Origin of the sequence: Dactylosporangium sp. NPDC051541, from assembly GCF_044454505.1 — a bacterium.
Taxonomy (GTDB): Bacteria; Actinomycetota; Actinomycetes; order Mycobacteriales; family Micromonosporaceae; genus Dactylosporangium.
Genome location: NZ_JBITDU010000009.1, coordinates 43,093 through 62,303 on the forward strand (window position 1 = coordinate 43,093; position 19,211 = coordinate 62,303).

Below are 19,211 nucleotides of genomic sequence, written 5' to 3' on the forward strand. Positions count from 1 at the left end.
CGCGGCGGCGGTCCGAACTTCGCGGGTGGCCAGCGCGGCGGCGGCCGGCGCGGCGGCGGTCCGAACTTCGCGGGTGGCCAGCGCGGCGGCGGCCGGCGCGGCGGCGGTCCGAACTTCGCGGGTGGCCAGCGCGGCGGCGGCCGGGACTTCAACGGCCAGCGCTTCGACGGATGCGGCGGCGGCCGTTGGGCATTCGTGCTGCTGAGCTGCCTGGACGGCCGGCTCCTGAACGCTTGGCGGCGCGGCGACCCGGGCTACAACCGGCGTTGGGCCCGCCGTAGGTGCAGGGCCTGCGGTGGACGCTGACACTGAAGCTGAAGCCGACACTGACGCTGACGCTGAAACTGGGACCCAAAGCTGGCCCTGGCGCCGACGTCGACGCTGAAGCCAACGCCGACGCTGAGACCAACGCTGACGCTGAAGCCGACACTGACGCCGACGCTGGAATTGAGGCCGGCGCTGGCGTCTGGGTTGACTCAGCGCGTTTGGCGGCCAAATAGCGGAGTTTCCGGGCTTGGCGTTGTTCGAGGCCCCACGCACGATGGCGGGCGTGTTCCTTCCGGAAGTCCTCGTTGAGCTGACAATAGCGGCGCGACCTCGTCCGGTCGCGCATCGCCGTCAATTCGGCCCGGCTGAACAATCCCATCTGCCCCACGGACTCATTCTTCCGAACCGGCGCCCGAAAAACAGCCGGCAACATTCCACAAAAAGCGCCCGGAATGTTGCCGGCCTCCGGCAATATCGTCAGTCGCGGGGGATTACCTGCTCGCCGGCCCAGTCGCGCCAGCGGTCCAGCTTGTCGGCGGCCACCGCCAGTTGTTCAGCGACCGGGCCCGGGCCCGTCGAGCCCGGTGTGATGCGGGCGGCCAGAGCGCCCGGCACCGAGAAGACCTCGCGGACGGCCGGGGTCAGGTGGGGGCTCACCGCGGCCAGGTCGTCGTCGCTGACCTCGTCGAGGCCGATGTCGCGGGCGGCGGCGAGGACGACGAGCTGGCCGGTGATCTCGTGGGCCTCGCGGAACGCGACGCCCTGGCGGACCAGCCACTCGGCCACCTCGGTGGCCAATGTGTAGCCGATGGGGGCCTGGGCGGCCAGGCGGTCGACGCGGACCGTCATCGTCGAGATCATGCCGGCCAGGGCCGGGAGGACCAGTTCGAGGGTGTCGACGGCGTCGAAGACCGGCTCCTTGTCCTCCTGCAGGTCGCGGTCGTAGGCCAGGGCCAGGCCCTTGAGCATGGTCAGGACGCCGGTCAGGTGGCCGACCAGGCGGCCGGACTTGCCGCGGGCGAGCTCGGCGATGTCCGGGTTCTTCTTCTGCGGCATGATCGACGAGCCGGTGGCGAAGGCGTCGTCGAGCTGGACCCAGCCGAAGTTCGGGGTCGTCCAGAGGACCACCTCCTCGCCCAGGCGGGACAGGTGGATGCCGGTGAGGGCGGCTACGAAGAGGAACTCGGCCACGAAGTCGCGGTCGGCGACGGCGTCGATGGAGTTGGCGGCGGCGTGTGCGAAGCCGAGCTCCTTCGCCACCTGGGTCGGGTCCAGCGGGAGGGAGGAGCCGGCCAGCGCGCCGGCGCCCAGGGGGCTGACCGAGGCGCGGGCGTCCCAGTCGCGGAGCCGGTCGAGGTCGCGGAGCAGGGCCTGGACGTGGGCCAGGAGCTGGTGGCCGAAGGCGATCGGCTGGGCCGGCTGCAGGTGGGTGAAGCCCGGTGCGGGCGTGTCCACGTGGCGGGCGGCCTGCTCCATGAGGGCGTCGGCCAGCTCGACGATCCGGGCGGCCACACCGCGGGCGTGGTCGCGCAGGTACAGGCGCAGGTCGGTCGCGACCTGGTCGTTGCGGGAGCGGCCGGCCCGCAGCTTGCCGCCCAGCGTGCCCAGACGCTCCAGCAGGCCCCGCTCCAAGGCGGTGTGGACGTCCTCGTCGTCGACCGTGGGGCGGAAGTCGCCGGCCGCGCACGCGGACTCCAGGTCGTCGAGGGCGGCCAGCATCCGGCCCAGCTCGTCGGCGTCCAGCAGGCCCGCGCGGGCCAGGACCCGCGCGTGGGCGCGGGAGCCGGCCAGGTCGTAGGGGGCCAGGCGCCAGTCGAACTGCACGCTCACGGACAGGCGCGCCAGGGCCTCGGCGGGGCCACCGGCGAAGCGCCCGCCCCAGAGGCGGGTAGGAGTTTCAGAAGCCACGCAGAAGATCCTTCCACAGGTACGGGATCAAGCGGCGCTCAGCCGAGCTGGGCCCACTCGCTGAGCTTCGCGGCCAGCAGGTCGCCGGCGGACGGGTTGGCCGGGTCGGGCGCCTGCCGGGCGACGATCAGGATGGTGTCGTCGCCGGCGATGGTGCCGACGATGTCCGGCAGGCCGGTCCGGTCGATCGCGCTGGCCAGGAACTGCGCGGCCCCGGGCGGGGTGCGCAGGACGACCAGGTTGCCGGAGCAGTCGACGCCGGTGAGCAGCTCGCGCAGCAGGCGGATGAGGCGCGGCGGGGCCTCCTCGGCCGGGCGCAGGGCCCGCTCGCCGTCCTCGGGGATCAGGTAGGCCCCGCGCACCTTCACCGCCCGCAGCTCCTCCAGGTCCCGCGAGAGCGTCGCCTGGGTCACCTGGAAGCCGTCGCCGGCCAGCCGGTCCGCGAGCTCCGTCTGCGAGTGGACGGAGGACCCGCGGATGATGGCCGAGATGCGGTCGAGGCGGGCCGCTTTGGTGGTGGGGGCACTCATCGTCGATCCACCAGGAAGGCCAGGAGGGCTTTCTGGGCGTGGAGACGGTTCTCGGCCTCATCCCAGATCGCCGACTGCGGCCCGTCCATGACCTCGGACGTGATCTCGTCGCCGCGGTGGGCCGGCAGGCAGTGCAGTACCACCGCGCCCGGTTTGGCAGGCAACAGCAAAGTGCCGTTTATCTGGTACGGCAAGAAGGGCGTGCGGCGGTCGAGCCCGTCGGTCTCCTGGCCCATCGAGATCCAGGTGTCGGTCACGAGGACGTCCGCGTCCTTGGCCGCCTCGGCCGGGTCGGGCAGCACCTCGACGACGCCGTGCGCGCGGGCGGCGGCCAGGATCTGCGCGTCGGGCTCGAACCCGGCCGGGCCCGAGAGCCGCACGTGCAGGCCGGCGAGGGTGCCGGCCAGGGCGTAGGAGTTCGCCATGTTGTTGGCGGTGTCGCCGAAGTACGACAGGATCCGCCCTTGTGTCGCACCGAGGCGCTCGCGGACCGTCTGCAGGTCGGCCAGCAGCTGGCAGGGGTGGAATCCGTCGGTCAGGGCGTTGACGACGGGCACGGTGGCGCCGGCCGCGAGCTCGGTCAGGCGGGTGTCGGAGCCGGAGCGGATGACGATCGCGTCGACGTAGCGGGACAGGACCCGCGCCGCGTCGCCGAGGGTCTCGCCCCGGCCGAAGTGGGTCGTGGTCGCGTCGATGATGAGCGGGGCGCCGCCGAGCTGGGCGATGCCGACCTCGAACGATGTCCGGGTGCGCAGCGACGGCTTCTCGAAGATGACCGCGACGGCCTTGCCGGCGAGGGGCGTGAAGCCGTGCCGGTCGGCCTTCATGGCCGCGGCGAGCTCGAGGATCTCGAGCTGCTCGGCCGCGGACAGGTCGTCGTCGCGGAGGAAGTGCCGGACGGTCATGACGGCTGGACCGCGGTCAGGGCCGGGCCGAGCGCGGCCACGAACGCGTCGGCCTGCTCGTCGCTGAGGATCAGCGGCGGGGCGATGCGCAGCACGTCGGGCTGGGCGGCCTGGGCGAGGAAGCCCTGGTCGCGCAGGAGGCCGGCGAGCGCGCCGGCGGCCGGGCCGCGCAGGACGACGCCGAGGAGCAGGCCGGCGCCGCGCACGCCGGTGACCAGCGGATGGTTCAGGGCCTCGACGCCCTTGCGGATCCGCTCGCCGAGGCGCTTGGCCGCGTCGAGGAGGTGCTCGGACTCGATGGTGTCGAGCACGGCCAGGGCGGCCGCGCAGCAGACCGGGTTGCCGCCGAACGTGGAGGCGTGCTGGCCGGGGCCGAGCAGCGTCGCCGCGTCGTCGAACGCGATCATGGCGCCGAGCGGCAGGCCGCCGCCGAGGCCCTTCGCGAGGGTGACGACGTCGGGGCGGACGCCTTCGGCCTGGTGGGCGAACCAGTACCCGGTGCGCCCGACGCCCGTCTGCACCTCGTCGAGGGCGAGCAGGGCGCCGTGCGCCGACGTCATCTCGCGGGCCGCGGTCAGATAGCCGGCCGGGGGTACCACCACACCCGACTCGCCCTGAATCGGCTCCAGGAGCACCATCGCGGTCGCGTCGTCGACGGCGGCGGCGAGCGCCTCGACGTCGCCGTAGGGGACGTGCACGACGTCACCGGGCAGCGGCAGGAACGGCGCCTGCTTGGCCGGCTGCCCGGTCAGCGCGAGCGCCCCCATGGTGCGGCCGTGGAAGCCGGCCTCGGCCGCGACGATCTTCGTGCGGCCGGTGCGCCGGGAGAGCTTGAACGCGGCCTCGTTGGCCTCGGCGCCGGAGTTGCCGAAGAACACCGCGCCCGGGCGGCCGGCCAGGGCGAGGAGGCGCTCGGCCAGGGTGACGACCGGCGGGGAGGCGAACAGGTTGGACACGTGGCCGAGGGTGGCGATCTGCTGCGTGACCGCGGCGACGACGGCCGGGTGGGCGTGGCCGAGCAGGTTGACGGCGATGCCGCCGAGGAAGTCCACATAGGAGCGGCCGGCCTCGTCGACGACGATCGCGCCGCTGCCGCTGACCAGACCGAGCTGCGGCGGGCCGTACGTGTTCATGACCGACGACTCGAACCGCGAGACCAGAGAGCCGCTCATTCCGCCACCACCATTGTCCCGAATCCCTCCGACGTGAACACTTCCAGCAGGAGCGAGTGCGGCACCCGCCCGTCGACGACGTGCGCGGCCGGCACCCCGCCCTTGACCGCCCGCAGGCAGGCCTCCATCTTCGGCACCATGCCCGACTCCAGGGTCGGCAGCAGCTCGGCCAGCTCGTCGGCGGTGAGCTGCGAGATCAGGGATTCCGGGTCCGGGTAGTTGCGGTACAGGCCCTCGACGTCGGTGAGCACCACGAGCTTGCGCGCCTTGAGCGCAACGGCCAGGGCGCCGGCCGCGGTGTCGGCGTTGAGGTTGTGCAGGACCCCGTCGGCGTCCGGGGCGACCGTCGACACGACCGGGATGCGCCCGGCCGCGATGAGGTCGGCCACGGCCGAGATGTTCACCTTCTCGACGTCGCCGACCTGGCCGATGTCGACCGGGGCGCCGTCGACGATCGCGGGCCGGCGCACGGCGGTGAACAGCCCGGCGTCCTCGCCGGACATGCCGACGGCGTGCGGGCCGTGCTCGTTCATGAGCCCGACGAGCTCTCGGCCGACCTGGCCGACGAGGACCATGCGGACCACGTCGGCGGTCTCCGGGGTGGTGACCCGCAGGCCGCCCTTGAACTCGCTGGCGATCCCGAGCCGCTCGAGCATGGCCGAGATCTGCGGGCCGCCGCCGTGCACGACGACGGGCTTGAGCCCGACGTGGCGCAGGAACACCATGTCGGCCGCGAAGGCCCGCTTGAGCTCATTGTCGATCATGGCGTTGCCGCCGTACTTCACCACGAGCGTCGAGCCGGAGAAGCGCTCCAGCCACGGCAGCGCCTCGATGAGCGTGTTCGCCTTGCCGAGCGCGATACCCAGGTCGCGCCCGTTGATACGCCCCCTCATGAGCCCTCCGCTTCGCTCCGGCCCCATGAGCCCCACTGCGCCTCCCGGTGAGCGGCCTCTCCGCTGCGCTCCGAACCGCTCACGAGCTGTAGGCCGAGTTCTCGTGGACGTACCCCATGGAGAGGTCGTTCGTCCAGATGGTGGCCGCCTCGATCCCGGCGTGCAGGTCGACCGTGACGGTGACCGCGCGGCCGCTGAGGTCCACTTTGGACCGGTCCTCGCCGGCCGCGCCGCCCTTGCAGATCCACACGCCGTTGATGGCCACGTCGACCTGGTCGGGCTCGAACTTGGCGGCCGTGGTGCCGATCGCGGCCAGGATCCGGCCCCAGTTGGGGTCGTTGCCGAAGAACGCGGTCTTCACCAGGTTGTTGCGGGCGATGGACCGGCCCACCTCGACCGCGTCGGCGGCGGTGTCGGCCGAGATGACCTCGATCGCGATCTCCTTGGTGGCGCCCTCGGCGTCGGCGACGAGCTGCTTGGCCAGGTCGGCGCAGACCGCGGTGACGGCCTCGGTCAGCTCGTAGGGCGTCGGCTCGATCCCGGACGCCCCGCTGGCCAGGAGCAGCACGGTGTCGTTGGTGGACATGCAGCCGTCGGAGTCGACCCGGTCGAACGTGACCGCGGTCGCCAGCCGCAGCGCCGTGTCGAGGGTGGTCGCGTCGGCGACGGCGTCGGTGGTGAGCACGACGAGCATGGTGGCCAGGCCCGGGGCGAGCATGCCGGCGCCCTTGGCCATCCCGCCGACGGTGAAGCCCTGCCCGCTGTGTACCGCGGTCTTGGCGACGGTGTCGGTGGTCATGATGGCCTGGGCCGCGTTGGCGCCACCGTCGCGGGACAAGGCCCGGGCCGCCGCGTCGATGCCCGCGAGGAGCTTCGGCAGCGGCAGGCGCTCGCCGATGAGGCCCGTGGAGCACACGGCGACGTCACCGGCGCCGACCGGGAAGCGCGAGGCCCGCCCGGACAGCACGGCCGCGGTGTGCTCGGCGGTGGCGTGGGTGTCCTGGAAGCCGGCCGGGCCGGTGCAGGCGTTGGCCCCGCCGGAGTTGAGGATGACGGCCCGCACGATGCCGGCCTTGAGCACCTGCTGGCTCCACAGGACGGGGGCGGCCTTGATGCGGTTGCCGGTGAAGACGGCGGCGGCGGTGGTGTCGGGCCCGTCGTTGATGACGAGGGCCACGTCCAGCGCTCCGGCTACGGCTTTGATTCCCGCCGGTACCCCCGAAGCCCGGAAGCCCTTTGGCGCAGTCACACTCACGGCGCGATCCCGTCGACGGCGAGCCCGGTCGTCTCCGGCAGGCCCAGCATGATGTTGGCGTTCTGCACGGCCTGGCCGGCCGCGCCCTTGACCAGGTTGTCGGTGGCGGAGACGACGATGATCCGGCCGCTGTCCACGTCGACGGTCGCCTGCAGGTGGGCGGAGTTGGAGCCGAACGTGGCGCCCGTCTGCGGCCACTGGCCCTCAGGCAGCACATGCACGAACGCCTCGCCGTCGTAGGCGGCGGCGAGGACCTCGCGCGGGTCGGCCTCCTTGAGCGGCCGGGCCGTGATCGTGGCCAGGATGCCGCGTGGCATCGGGGCCAGGACCGGGGTCATCGACAGCGTGCGGGCGCCGCTGGCCTGCTTGATCTCGGGGACGTGCTGGTGGGCGCCGACCTTGTAGGGCGACATCGACCCCATCACCTCGGAGGCCAGGAGGTGCTGCTTGGCCGAGCGGCCCGCGCCGGACGTGCCGGAGGCGGCGACCACGACGACGTCCTCGGGGTCGGCGACGCCGGCCGCGATGAGCGGGGCGAGGGCCAGGATGGTGGTGACCGCGTAGCAGCCGGTGTTGGCGACCCGGGTCGAGGCCGCGATCAGCTCCCGCTGGCCGGGCAGCTCGGGCAGGCCGTAGGTCCAGGTGCCGGCGTGCGGGCCGGAGTAGTACCGCTCCCACTCGGCACCGTCGCGGAGCCGGAAGTCGGCGCCGATGTCGACGATCTTCACCGCGTCGGGCAGCTGCGCGGCCAGGGCGGCCGACTCGCCGTGCGGGAGGGCCAGGAAGACCAGGTCGGCGTCGGCGAGCGCCTCGGGCCCGGTCTTGGCCAGGACGACGTCGCGGAAGGTTCGCACGTGCGGGTGAACGCTCCCGATGGTCGATCCGGCCTGCGCGAACCCGGTGGCGGCGGCGAGTTCGAGGTGCGGATGGCCGGCGATGAGCCGCAACAGCTCACCGCCGGCGTAGCCCGAGGCCCCCGCAACGGCGACACGTATTCCCATGCGCCCGACTGTATCTCTATGCAGGCGCGGGTTTCAAGGTGGTTACGCCGCGCCCTTGAGACTTAGGTCATCCAAGACGAACGACGTGGCCAGCTTGCTGCCCTCCACGCCGGTGAAGGTGATGGTCACCGAGCCGGTGCCGTTGACCGTGAGGGACTTCTGTGCGTAACCACCGGTCGCGCTGGCGTTGGAGTACGTCGCCAGGGTCGTCCCGCCGGCCGCGACCGTGAGCTTGTCGTATGCGGTGGTGCCGGTCTCGTCGGTGTCGACCAGCAGCCAGAAACTCAGCGTCGCCCGGGTGCATCCGGACGGAATGGTCACCGTCTGCGACAGGGTGTCGGTGTGCGCGGTGCCGTACCCGTCGAGCCAGGCCTTCCACGACCCGCCGTGCGCGGGCTCCGACGTGTCGCTGGTCACCACGCCCGAACTGGCCGTCCACCCGGTCGCGCCGGACTCGAAGCCGGGGTTGCCGAACAGCTCACCCGCCGAGCAGTTGGTGTTTGGAGGCGTGGTCGTGGGCGGCGGCGTCGACGTGCCGGTGCCGGCCAACCAGGCGGTGGCGTTCAAAGCCAATGCGGCGTTGGTACCGGCAGTGTCGTTCCACCCGTCATAGAGCGTATTGCCACTCTGTCCGGTGCCGTCGTCGATCGGCGAGCTGTCGCCCCACACCGCCACCCGCCCCGCGCCGAACGTGGACGTCGTGAAGAACGCCCCGGTCGTGCCGCCGGGCGTGAACCCGCTGCGGTAGACGAGCCCTTTGACGGACGAGTTGTTCGCCGGGTGGAGCGTCTGCGTGGAGCCGTTGCGGATGATGCTGCCGCGGACCTTCCCGAACGCCCCGTTGATCACAGGGTCGGTCGAGCCGGCGATCGCCACCGGGTTCTCCGTGCCGATGTTGTTCACGTCGACGCTGAACCCGAACGGGTCGGTGTTGTCCACCCCGTTGTTCGTCAACAGATCATTGGCGATCCGCACCGAGTCCCAGCCGTCACTGTTCCGGTCGCTGGCGGTGTGGTCGACAATGAGGAAGAACCCCCCACCGGCCTGGATGAACCGCATGATCGCGCTCTTCTCGGCCGCGCTGAGCGGGGAGTTGGGCTCCGGCATCACGAACTCGTCGAAGTTCTTGAGATCAAGCGCCCCCGACCCGCCGTAGGTGATCGTGTTCCCGGCGGGCAGCGTCTTGAGGCTGTACTGCCCGGTCCGCTGCAGCGCCACCCCCCAAGCCGACAGCGCCCCCGTCCACGAGGTCTCGCTACTCGGATTCGCGTTCTGCCCGAGCGGGTCAGGCTGCGAGGTGGAGATGATCCAGTCAGCGTTGCCGGCCGTCTCCGCCTTGGTGTTGTCGAACAGGACACGGTGCACGGCAGCGGCCTGCGATTCGGCCGCCCCCGCCACGTAGGTGACGCCCGCCGTCATGAGTGCGACGGCCAGCAGGGCACGTTTCAGCACTTGCTACCTCCGGGGGTTTCGGAAATCGGAGGCAGTCTATGTATAGATCGGTGTCACCAGCATGAACGCGCGGGTAAGGCTAGGGTCACCACCCCAAAACCCTACGCCTCGACCGGCGCCGGCCGAGCATGCCGATCACGAATCCGCCGCGCCTCGTCAGCCGCCGCCTCCGCCCGCTCCGGACTGATCTCCCGCAGACCCAGGGCGAGATTGTTTAGCGAATCGGCGAGCCTGAGTTCGAACGCACCGGCGTTCACCGCAGCCAGCCGACGCCATACGCAGACGGCTTCGTCGAGGGCGGCCAACCCCTCCTCAGATCGCCCCACGTTCACCAGCCGAATGCCAAGGTTGTTCAATGACTTGGCGAGGTCGGGCTCGAACGCTCCCGGGTTCACGGCAGCCACACGACGCTGCACGTCAACAGCTTCGCCGACAGCAGCCAATGCCTCCTCCATCCGCCCCAACCGCGACAGCTGAACGCCAAAACTGTTCAACGATATGGCGAGGTAAGGCTCGGACGCATCCGGGTTCACCGCAGCCACACGACGGTAGACGTTGACGGCTTCGCCGGTGGCAGCCAACGCCTCCTCAAACCGCCCCAACTCCGACAGCTGAATGCCGAGGTTGTTCAACGACAAGGCGAGATTGGGTTCAAACGCGGCCGGATCTGTCGCAACCAAGCGGCGCCGCACCTCAACGGCCTCCGACGTGACCGCCAACGCCTCCTCCACCCGCCCCATGCCTGACAGGGCTACACCGAGGTTGTTCAGCGAGAAGGCGAGATTGGGTTCAAACGTAGCCGGATCTGTCGCAACCAAGCGGCGCCGCACCTCAACAGACTCCGACGCGACCGCCAACGCCTCCTCCCACCGCCCTAACTCCGACAACCGAAGGCCGCGGTCGTTGAGGGCGGCGGCTAGTCCGTCGGTGTGTTGCAGTGAGGGGTCGATGGCGTGGAGGTGCCGACGGACGCGAAGGCCGGCCTCCGCATAGGTTGCCGCCTCGTGGCGTTGGCCCAGCCGACCGAGGACGGATTGGAGATTGGCACAGAGGTTGGCGATTTCGTGGAGGTCGTTCCCCGGGCCGAGGGTGTGGGCGGTGGTGAGGTGGTGGTGCGCTTCGCGGAGGTCCTCGGCGTCCGATGCTAAGGGTTGAGGCAACGTTGTGACCCGCCATTGCCAGTAAGCGGCGGCTCGTCGATGTGCATCGACGAGTGCGCTGGCATGGCGGTCAGGGGCAGTGAGGGCGGTAGCGGTCCACCGGTGTACGAAGTACGTCGGTGACCCCTCCGGCTGCCGGCCGGGCGTGAGCAGGCCGCTGTCCACACAGGCGGTGACTGCCCGGTCGAGGTTCGGGGCGAGGTCACCTAGTTGGTAGGCCAGGGCATTTCGGTCGACCGGGACTCGGTAGACGCTGGCTCCGGTGATCAGCTGGACTGCGGCCGGGACCTGGTCGAGGGCTGTCAGGAGCTGGTCGAGGAGGATGTCGTCGGCGGCTAGGGTGGCAACCTCAGCTAGTGCATCGTCCAGGACGGTATGGGTGTCCAGATATGCGTCGATGTCCAGGTCCGTGGCCTCCCCCGTTGTGCGGAGGTGGCGCTCGACGGCGGTGGCCAGGCGGAGGGTGACGTCGGTGTAGCGGGCGGTGCCGCCGGCCAGGAGGGCGTCGACGTACTCCAGGCAGCGGGGGTGGCCACCGACCGAACGCCATACTCGTTCCAGGTCGGCACTGGTCATCCGGTCGAGTTGCGGCAGCGCCCAGGCCAGTTTCATGGTTTCCGCGAACGACAGCGGGCCCAGGTGGTGGAAGGTCAGCGCGCGATGGGCGTTGCCGGGCAGGGTGAACCGGTAGCGGCAGGTGATCAGCAGTCGGCATCGGGCCGGGCGGGTTGCCAACTCCGTGAGCAGCCACGCCAGGGTCGGCCGGACTGGCCGGACGCCGGTGCCTTCCAAGTTGTCCTCGAAGTTGTCCAGCACGATCAGGGCCGGCACTTCGGCGAATAGATCGTGCAGGGCCTCGGTGCGGTCGGTGAGGCCCCGGTCGGGGTCGGCGACGCGGGTCAGCAGGCGTGAGACCCGCTCTGGTGGTGCGGTCCGGCGGTCGTGGAGCTGATCGTTGATCTGGCGGGCCAGGTCGATGAGGAGCTGTTCGCCGGTAACGGGGCCGGTGACGGCGACGACCGCCCGGTCCGGTTCCCGTTCGAGGATGCGGGTGACGAGCTCGTCGGCGAGGGTGGTCTTGCCGACCCCGCCGAGACCATGAACGACGATCCCGGCGGTACGGCCGGACAGCAGGGCCGCGGGCCATTCTCGTTGTTCACGGCGGCGGCCGACAACCTCGCCGACCTCCCGCCGCAGGATCCCAGCCCTGGATCGGGTCACGGGCATCTGCTCGGCTGGGGTGTCCGTATCAATGATCGGGACCGAGCCCGACGGGGCGTACACCGATACCGTCGACCACTCCTGGAATGCGGCCAGTCGCCGGTCCCGGTCGTCCAGCGATCGCTCCAGCTCCAGTTGCACGTCCGCGCGGGCATCGGCCACGGCCGCCACCACGTCCGCGGCCGGGTCCGCCGCCAGCCGGCCGTAAACGCGGGCGAACACCCGGGTCGCGTACACGTCGCTGATCGACGTGCCCGTCGCGATCACCACCCCGGCACCCCGAGCCAGGAGTCCCTCGGCGAACGCGACGGTGTGGCAGGCGGCCAGTGCGAAGACCGGTGGTTGTGATCCGGGCGGCACCGCCTCGTCCAGGAACTCGTCGGCGGTCACCATCCGGGCCGCGCCGTCTTCGTCCTCCAGCTGTAGCAGGCCGGGCGTGCCGTGGCCGGACAGGTGCAGCACGTGGCCGGGGTGGCGGTCAAGGCGGCCCGGATCGCCGCCGTCGTGGCGAAGTGCACCACGTGCACGTCGGCGTCGTAGGCTCGGGCCGCGCGGACCGCGGACAGGACGTTGCGGAGCTCGCGCTCATAGTCCAGGACCTGGCCGCCGCCGGTCAGCGGGGACGCGATGGCGACCACGATGCGCAGCGGGCCGGGGCGCATCGGCGTCGCCGATCGGGCCTGGCGGAACGCTCGGACCTGGGGGTCGATACCCAGTGGACGGCCCGACCCCGGCGACAGCATCGCCTCCCACGGCAGGGCCGACAGCTCGGGCGCCACCCGCAGGCCGATCCGAGCCGGTCGGTGTGCGGTCCGGGCCGCCTCGACCAGCTCTGTGAACAGCTGACCGGCGCCGTCGGCGAGGAAATTGCCGGTCAGTGCCCGGCCCAACGCGACGACCGGCGCTTCGACCTGGCTGCCGGGCATGCCTTCGGGGGTGAGGTCGCGGTGTGCGGTCAGCCCCGACCGGGACCGGCGGAATGCATCGAGCGACACCCGCAACTCCGGCACGACGCCCCGGTGCGGGACCGTCACCGCTTGCCGACCCTGGCCGGACACGGTCACCGTATTCGCGTCGACCACCACGGAGACCTCGACCGCTGGGCCGACCGGTGACCGGCCCACCCAGACCTCGGCGACGCCGTCCAGCAACGGCAGCAGATCCTCGACCCGGACCACCCACACTGAATCCCGCAGCCAGCCGTCGACGCTGTTGTGCCGGCCCGACACCACCCCGACCACCAAGCCGTCCGACCGGCGTACGACGGGGGCGCCGCGCATCCCCGCCGTGACCGCCTTCGACTCCAGCCGTCCGACGACCACCCCATCGCGGGTGGCGCTGCCCTCCAACGTTCCCGAGGCCTCCACGAACCGCGAGGTGTCCGCCACGCCGGCGACCGCCACCGGCGTCGACAACGCCTGCTCGCCGGTCGGCGCGAAACCCGCCACCGCCCCCGGCAACACTCCCTCGGCCAGGCCGACCAGCGCGAGGTCGTGCACCGCGTCGACCCGCAACACCCGCGCCCGCACCGGACCCGAGGACTGATCCCCGGCCAGGGCGTCCACCAGCACGGCCCGGCCCACCTCGCCGGCACCCACCTCGACCAGCACCTGCCAGGCCGTCACCGCTACGCCCGGGCGGACCTGGAAGCACGTCCCGGCCGGCACCCGGTCGGCGGACAGCACCCGGCCCAGGGACTTGTCCAACACCACACCTTGACCTGACGGACAGGCGCGGCTCCTACCTCGACTCGGCGACCCGCAGTTCGACCTGGATGTTGCCGCGGGTGGCGCGGGAGTACGGGCAGACGCCGTGCGCGGCCTGGACGAGGTCCTGCGCGGCCTGGGGGGCCACGTTCGGCAGGTCGACGAGCAGGGTCACCGCCAGGCCCATGTTGCCGTCGGCTTCGCTGCCGATCGAGACGCCGGCCGTGACCGTTGAATACGACATATCCGCTTTTGTCGACCGGGCCATCAGGCGCAGGGCGCTGTGGAAGCACGCCGCGTAGCCCGAAGCGAACAACTGCTCCGGGTTGGCGCCCTGCCCCGTGCCGCCGAGCGCGGGCGGCATGGCGAGGTCCAGGTCGATGCGGCCGTCCGTGGTGGCGACGTGGCCGTTGCGGCCGTCGCCCGTCGAGAGGGCTTCGGCGGTGTACAGCGTTTCGGTGAGAACTGGCATGCGTGGAGCGTATGGAGATCGGGAGCACCGCTACATGGCTCACGGTCTCGATTTCATGTCCGATCGTCTCAACGAAAGCGGGCAGGCGATACGATCCGGCGCGTGGATGTGTTGAGCGACGCCATCGCCGTCATGCGCACCGGGCGGCCGCACTCCGCCGAGATCCGCAAGTGCGCGCCGTGGGGCGTCAAGGCCGAGCCGTTCCGCGGGGCCGGGTTCCATGTCGTGCTGGAGGGGACGTGCTGGCTGATCCCGGCCGAGGGGGCCGCGGTCGCGCTCGGGCCCGGGGATGTCGTCTGCCTGCCGCACGGCTGCGGGCACGCCCTGGCCGACAGCCCCGCGACGCCGCTGACCGCCGTGCCCTCGGCCTCCCTCGCCGAGATCCGGCCGTGGCAGGACCCGGGCGACGGAACACCGACGGTCCTGCTGTGCGGCGCGTACACGCTCGATCAGGCCCGGCCGCACCCCTTGTTCAAGGAGCTCCCCCAGGTCATCCACCTCCCGGCCCGGCTCGGCCACCGCTCGTCGCTGCACGCCGCCGTCGGCCTGCTCGCCGGTGAGGTCGGCCGGCCCGGCCACGGCACCGAGGCGGTGGTGGCGGCGCTGCTGGACGTGCTGCTGCTGTACATCCTGCGAGCCTGGCTCGACCGCCAGGGCCCAGCAACGGGGTGGGCCGCGACCCTGAGCGACCCGGTGGTCACGGCGGCCCTGCGCCACATCCATCAAGCGCCGGCCGAGCAGTGGACGGTCGAGACGCTGGGTGCGAAGGCGGGGCTGTCGCGGGCGGCGTTCTCCCGGCGGTTCACCGCGCTGGTCGGGCAGCCGCCGTTGAGCTACCTGACCTGGTGGCGGATGACCCTGGCGGCGCGGCTGCTGCGAGACGGCGACCAGCCGCTGCAGGCAGTCGCGCTGCGCACCGGGTACACGTCGGAGTTCGCCTTCGCGAAGGCGTTCAAGCGGGAGCACGGCGTGGCCCCGGGCCGCTACCGCAAGTCGTTCACTCCGGGTCCAGGAAGCGGGCCAACTGGGAGCGGTTCCGGACGTTGAGGCGGCGGTACAGGCGGGTCAGGTTGGCCTCGACCGCCTTGATGGACAGGAACAGGGCGCGGGCGATCTCGCGGTTCGTCGCGCCCGCGCGGACCAGTTCCACGATGCGGCGTTCGGTCTCGGACAGGCCCGCGCCGCGGCCGCCGTCCAGGCGGGCCAGGTCGGCCGCGGCGACCTCGCGCCACGGGTGTGCGTCGGCGGCGCCGTAGCGGCGGACCGCTTCGGAGAGGGCGGCGCGGGCGGCGCCGCGGCGGTGGGCTCGACGCTCCAGGCCGCCGAGCGTGTAGTACGCCCGGGCCAGCTCCAAGGGGTACGGATGGTCGGGCCACTCCTCGATCGCCCGGTGCAGGGCCTCGGCGCCCTCGCGGGCCTCGCCCGTCGCGGCGGTCAGGACCGCGCGGGCCCGGGCCAGGCCCAGGAAGACGACCTGGCGGTCCAGGTGGCGGGCCCGCTGCTCGACCTCGTCGAGGACCTCGGCGGCCTCCGCGCGGGCGCCCGCGCCGACCAGGGCCTCGACGAAGTCGGCGTGCCAGGGCAGGACGCCGGGGTCGAGCCGGCCCAGGCGCTGGTCGAGGGCGTAGGCCTCGCGCATCGCCTCGGCCGCGGCCACCGGGTCGCCGCGGAGCATGTGGACGAGGCCGCTGGTCGCGTAGGCGGACTTGATCCAGTCCTCGTCGCCGGCGGCCAGGCAGGCGGCCAGGCCGCGGTCGGAGAACCCGGCGGCCGCGGTCGCGCTGCCACCGGCGTACTCGACGAGGGCCGCCACCAGGTATCCCGGGCCGGGCGTCGTCCCGACGTCGACGTAGAGGCGCACGCAGTCCCGGCCGGCCACGAGGGCATCGGCGCAGCGGCCGGCCCGCCAGTAGATGCCGGCCACCGAGACGAGCACCGCGGCCAGGTCGCGGACGGTCCCGGCCCGCTCGACGGCGATCCGCAGCGCCTCGATGCGGCGCACCGCCTCGGCCGTCTCGCCCTTGAACAGCCGGCTCATCGCGGCCACCTGCCGGGCCGCGACCGTGGCCGGGGTCAGCGACAGGCCCCGGGCGAGCTTGCCGGCCCGCTCGAGGTATTCGTCGCCCTCGGTGCCGAGCATGATGTTGCCCCGCCAGCTGAGCACCTCGACCAGCCGCTCCATGTCGCCGCACAGCTCGGCGGCCTCCTCGGCCCGCTTGAGCTCGGCCAGGGCGGCCTCGCCGTCGCCGTCCCAGTAGGCCTTGACCGCCTTGTACAGCCGGACGTGGGCCAGCAGGTCCGGGGTGTCGACGGCCTCGACGAACGCGGCGTCGAGCAGCGGGCCGGAGTTGGAGTGGTCCTCGCCCGACATCTCGACCAGCAGCAGCCGGGCCCCGACGCGGGTGCGGCGGTCGGCGGCGTCGCGCAGGGCGGCCGCGGCGTGGCGGCGGGCGTCGACAGGTGAGCCGGCCGAGTAGGCGTACTGGGCCGCGCTGAGCCGGCGGACCGCGGCGACCCCGGGCGTGTCACGGGGCGTGCGGTCGGCGGCCAGGGCGGCGAGGTCCGCGGCCATCGCCGGGGCGCCGCGCAGCCGGGCCGCGGAGGCGGCGTCGGCGAGGCACTCGGCCAGGCCCTCGTCCGGCTCGGGGCGGGCGGCGGCCAGGTGCCGGGCCCGGTCGACCGGGTCGGTGACGGTGTCGGCCAGCCGCTCGTGGGTTTCGCGGCGGGCCGCGGTCGTCGCGTCGGCGTAGACCATCTCGCGCAGCAGCGGATGCGCGAACCTGATGGCGCCGTCGGGCTCGACGTGCAGTACCCCCGAAGCAATGCCGGATTCGACGTGCAGCTCGGCGATGCCGCAGGCACCGAGCAGGGCCAGGCTGGGGCGGGCCGCGGAGGCGATGACCAGCAGCGCGGGCCAGTCGTCGGCGGGCAGGGTGGCCAGGCGGGCGGCGAGCAGCTCGCGGAGGCGGTCCGGGACCGGCAGCGGGTCGGTGACCGGGAACGAGCTGCTGCCGATGGCCCGGCCGAGCTCGACGGCGTAGAGCGGGTTGCCGGCGCTGGCCTCGAAGATCCGCTGGACGTGGGCCCGGCCGGCCTCGGCCCCGAACCAGGCCCGCAGCAGGTCGGCGATGTCACTCTGCGGCAGCGGCGGCACCGGCAGGGTCACGCTCGGTGGCGGGCACAGGTCGAGCCGGGTCGGCGCACCCCCGTCGGGCACCCGCTCGGCCGCGAGGACCTTGACCGGGACCTCACCGAGGCGCCGCGACACGAACCGCAGCACCCCGGCGCTCGGCTCGTCGATCCACTGCACGTCATCGAGGATCAGCAGGATCGGCTTCTCGGCCGCAAGGGCACGGAAAAGCTCGAGGACCGCCAGTCGTACTGCCAGCTGGTCGTGCGGCGTCGCCGGCAGGGCGCTGCGCAGGAGGGCCCCGTCGAGGGCCGCGCGCAGGTGGGCTGGGAGCAGGTCGGAGGCGTCCGGTGCCCCGTCGAACAGGTCGACGAGGGCCAGGTACGGCAGGTCCGCCTCGGCCTCGGCCGCGGCCGCGCGCAGGACCAGCGCCTCGGTCTCGGCGGCCGCGAGGGCGTCCAGGATGGTGGACTTGCCGATGCCCGCCGGGCCGCAGAGCACGACGCTGCCCCCCGCCGCGAGCCGCTCGCGGGCATGGCTCAGCAGATCGGCCCGGCCGATGGGTGCCGACGGGGTGCTCACCACGACGCCGAGTCTCTAACGAACGCCCGTTCGTCGCAACGCCCGGAGAACGGGACAAGACGGTAAGATGACGCCCGATCGACCCGAGATCATCGCAACCGGGCGCAGGGCAGCACCGCCTCCCACCCCAGAACCGGCCAGGTGGCGATGTGCACGTTCACCCGCGTCAAACCGGGCCGGACAAGGCATTCCGCCCGCGCCTGACCCACCGCCGCCGCCCAGCGCGGGCTGCCGTCACGAGGGCTCGCCGGCCGGAAATTGGCGGCCAGGACCACGGTCAGAAGTGTCGCGAACACGACAAGTGGCAGCCTGAGAGAAATGCAACCTGTGGTCCGGCTTGATCGTTGTGCGCCGGCCGCGAGGACGACCCCGGCCGCGAGGTTGGGCAGGCTGATGAGCACCAGGTAGCGGTCCTCGCCGAACCCGTGCGCACCCAGCTGGACGGCACCGGCGAGGGCGGCGAACCCGGCCAGCACGGCCGCCGGCCGTAACGCTGCGTACGCCTTCGCCCACACGGCCATGCCGATCAGCGCGAGGGGAATCAGGAGCCCGGCGGCGATGAGGGCCCTGTGGCCCCAGACGTCGTCGTACGGCGGCGCCGGCCAGGCCGGCCCGAGGAACGATCGTGGCACACCCCACCGCACGTACATGGCGGCGAGGGCGATCGGATCGTGCTCGGGCCGCTCCCCCAGTCCGCGCCGCGTCGTGCCGGTGAGGAGCGGCACGAGCTGCAGGAGCGAACCGGGTAGTAAACCGATCAGTTTCCAGAGCCATTCGCGGTTGCGATATATGCAGAAACCGACAAAAGCCACGACGGTCAGCAACACGCCGAGCATCGAGTTGAGCACCGCCAGTGCCGGCAGGCCGACGGTCAGCACGTTGGCCCGCCTGCTCCACAACAGCATCCACAGGCCCGCATAGACCAGCGGGAACTGCAGCTGGGCGAGGGTGTTGGGCACGAACCCCATCGGCAGCGCCGCCGTGACCCCGATCACGACCGCCGGGAACCGCTCCAGCCGCGACCGCGCCGCGCCGTAGACGGCCAGACCCAGCGCGCTGGTGATGGCCGCGTCGATCACCGCGTTCAGCGGAGCCGCCCACGCGACCGGGAACAGCGCGATGAAGGCCCAGCACAGGCGGGCCACGACGTGGAAATATCCGTTGAAAGGCGTAAATATCGCTTCATACCACGGCAGGTTCAGCGCGTCGGTGAGGAAGTTCTGCCCGTCCTCGGCCCACAACGAGTCCAGCGCCCCTGGAGAACGGGTCCGTGCGAGCCCGACCAAGGCCCCGACCAGCACAAACGCCACGCCGACCAGGACGCGGACGACCCGTCGCCCCGCTAAATGATGATAAGTCCGAAATGTCGGGCTAGCGAAGCGCCCGACATTTCGTGACTCGTCCGCATCATTCCGTGACCCGTCCACATCATCTCGAGGGACGTCGACATCATCTCGAGAGACGTCTGCGTTGTTTTGTGAGACGTCCACATGCTCGACGGCGGTCATGCTCGTACAACGAGAAAGGCCCCGCCTCGCGGCGGGGCCCTCATCGGAA

15 protein-coding genes are annotated in these 19,211 nt (G+C 71.9%); 2 read left to right on the forward strand and 13 right to left on the reverse strand.

What is annotated here, in order from left to right:
- Window positions 1–306 (forward strand): hypothetical protein (locus ACIA8L_RS34410; protein WP_395911022.1); only part of this gene is annotated, 306 nt, incomplete at its 5' end.
- A 438-nt stretch (window positions 307–744) separates the two neighbouring features.
- Here ACIA8L_RS34410 and argH read toward each other — a convergent pair.
- The 11 genes from argH to ACIA8L_RS34465 form a co-directional block, all read right to left on the reverse strand.
- Window positions 745–2,175 carry an argininosuccinate lyase gene (argH, locus tag ACIA8L_RS34415; RefSeq protein ID WP_395911023.1) on the reverse strand — a complete coding sequence of 477 codons (1,431 nt, stop codon included), beginning with the start codon at window positions 2,173–2,175 and terminating at the stop codon, window positions 745–747.
- 38 nt (window positions 2,176–2,213) lie between these two features.
- Entirely contained in the window at window positions 2,214–2,705 is a 492-nt protein-coding gene (gene argR, locus ACIA8L_RS34420) for an arginine repressor (RefSeq protein ID WP_395911024.1), read from the reverse strand.
- Window positions 2,702–3,610: an ornithine carbamoyltransferase gene (argF, locus tag ACIA8L_RS34425; protein WP_395911025.1), complete on the reverse strand. Its 909-nt coding sequence runs from the start codon at window positions 3,608–3,610 to the stop codon at window positions 2,702–2,704. The genes argR and argF overlap by 4 nt, the downstream gene beginning before the upstream one ends.
- Window positions 3,607–4,782 carry an acetylornithine transaminase gene (locus ACIA8L_RS34430; protein WP_395911026.1) on the reverse strand — a complete coding sequence of 392 codons (1,176 nt, stop codon included), beginning with the start codon at window positions 4,780–4,782 and terminating at the stop codon, window positions 3,607–3,609. The genes argF and ACIA8L_RS34430 overlap by 4 nt, the downstream gene beginning before the upstream one ends.
- Window positions 4,779–5,675, reverse strand: coding sequence for an acetylglutamate kinase (argB, locus tag ACIA8L_RS34435; RefSeq protein WP_395911027.1), 897 nt, complete (start codon window positions 5,673–5,675; stop codon window positions 4,779–4,781). The genes ACIA8L_RS34430 and argB overlap by 4 nt, the downstream gene beginning before the upstream one ends.
- A 79-nt stretch (window positions 5,676–5,754) precedes the next feature.
- Entirely contained in the window at window positions 5,755–6,930 is a 1,176-nt protein-coding gene (gene argJ, locus ACIA8L_RS34440; RefSeq protein WP_395911029.1) for a bifunctional glutamate N-acetyltransferase/amino-acid acetyltransferase ArgJ, read from the reverse strand.
- Window positions 6,927–7,931: an N-acetyl-gamma-glutamyl-phosphate reductase gene (gene argC / locus ACIA8L_RS34445; protein ID WP_395911031.1), complete on the reverse strand. Its 1,005-nt coding sequence runs from the start codon at window positions 7,929–7,931 to the stop codon at window positions 6,927–6,929. The genes argJ and argC overlap by 4 nt, the downstream gene beginning before the upstream one ends.
- Before the next feature lie 42 nt (window positions 7,932–7,973).
- Window positions 7,974–9,383 (reverse strand): hydrolase, encoded by a 1,410-nt coding sequence (locus ACIA8L_RS34450; protein ID WP_395911033.1) that lies wholly within the window; start codon window positions 9,381–9,383, stop codon window positions 7,974–7,976.
- Window positions 9,384–9,484: 101 nt separating this feature from the next.
- A complete protein-coding gene (locus ACIA8L_RS34455) occupies window positions 9,485–12,226 on the reverse strand; it encodes a tetratricopeptide repeat protein (RefSeq protein ID WP_395911035.1) in 2,742 nt (913 codons plus the stop codon).
- On the reverse strand, window positions 12,151–13,470 hold the full coding sequence (locus tag ACIA8L_RS34460; RefSeq protein ID WP_395911036.1) for a serine protease: 1,320 nt from the start codon (window positions 13,468–13,470) through the stop codon (window positions 12,151–12,153). Before ACIA8L_RS34460 ends, ACIA8L_RS34455 begins: the two co-directional genes overlap by 76 nt.
- 34 nt (window positions 13,471–13,504) lie before the next feature.
- Window positions 13,505–13,942 carry an organic hydroperoxide resistance protein gene (locus ACIA8L_RS34465; RefSeq protein ID WP_395911038.1) on the reverse strand — a complete coding sequence of 146 codons (438 nt, stop codon included), beginning with the start codon at window positions 13,940–13,942 and terminating at the stop codon, window positions 13,505–13,507.
- Window positions 13,943–14,044: 102 nt separating this feature from the next.
- Between ACIA8L_RS34465 and ACIA8L_RS34470 the strand changes: the two genes are divergently transcribed.
- The gene (locus ACIA8L_RS34470) at window positions 14,045–14,989 is read left to right on the forward strand and encodes an AraC family transcriptional regulator (RefSeq protein WP_395911040.1); all 945 of its coding nucleotides are present in this window, start codon (window positions 14,045–14,047) and stop codon (window positions 14,987–14,989) included.
- On the opposite strand, the gene ACIA8L_RS34475 is transcribed toward ACIA8L_RS34470, so the two are convergent.
- Complete coding sequence (locus ACIA8L_RS34475; RefSeq protein ID WP_395911042.1) at window positions 14,940–17,657, reverse strand: AAA family ATPase; 2,718 nt, start codon at window positions 17,655–17,657, stop codon at window positions 14,940–14,942. The genes ACIA8L_RS34470 and ACIA8L_RS34475 overlap by 50 nt on opposite strands.
- Window positions 17,658–17,743: 86 nt before the next feature.
- A complete protein-coding gene (locus tag ACIA8L_RS34480) occupies window positions 17,744–19,162 on the reverse strand; it encodes a hypothetical protein (RefSeq protein ID WP_395911044.1) in 1,419 nt (472 codons plus the stop codon).
- Between the last annotated feature and the right edge of the window lie 49 nt (window positions 19,163–19,211).

Excerpts from the sequence above, each read along its gene's own strand:
- argR (WP_395911024.1), bottom strand. The coding sequence starts at position 2,705 with ATGAGTGCCCCCACCACCAAAGCGGCCCGCCTCGACCGCATCTCGGCC.
- argF (WP_395911025.1), bottom strand. The coding sequence starts at position 3,610 with ATGACCGTCCGGCACTTCCTCCGCGACGACGACCTGTCCGCGGCCGAG.
- ACIA8L_RS34430 (WP_395911026.1), bottom strand. The coding sequence starts at position 4,782 with ATGAGCGGCTCTCTGGTCTCGCGGTTCGAGTCGTCGGTCATGAACACG.
- argB (WP_395911027.1), bottom strand. The coding sequence starts at position 5,675 with ATGAGGGGGCGTATCAACGGGCGCGACCTGGGTATCGCGCTCGGCAAG.
- argC (WP_395911031.1), bottom strand. The coding sequence starts at position 7,931 with ATGGGAATACGTGTCGCCGTTGCGGGGGCCTCGGGCTACGCCGGCGGT.
- ACIA8L_RS34465 (WP_395911038.1), bottom strand. The coding sequence starts at position 13,942 with ATGCCAGTTCTCACCGAAACGCTGTACACCGCCGAAGCCCTCTCGACG.
- ACIA8L_RS34480 (WP_395911044.1), bottom strand. The coding sequence starts at position 19,162 with ATGACCGCCGTCGAGCATGTGGACGTCTCACAAAACAACGCAGACGTC.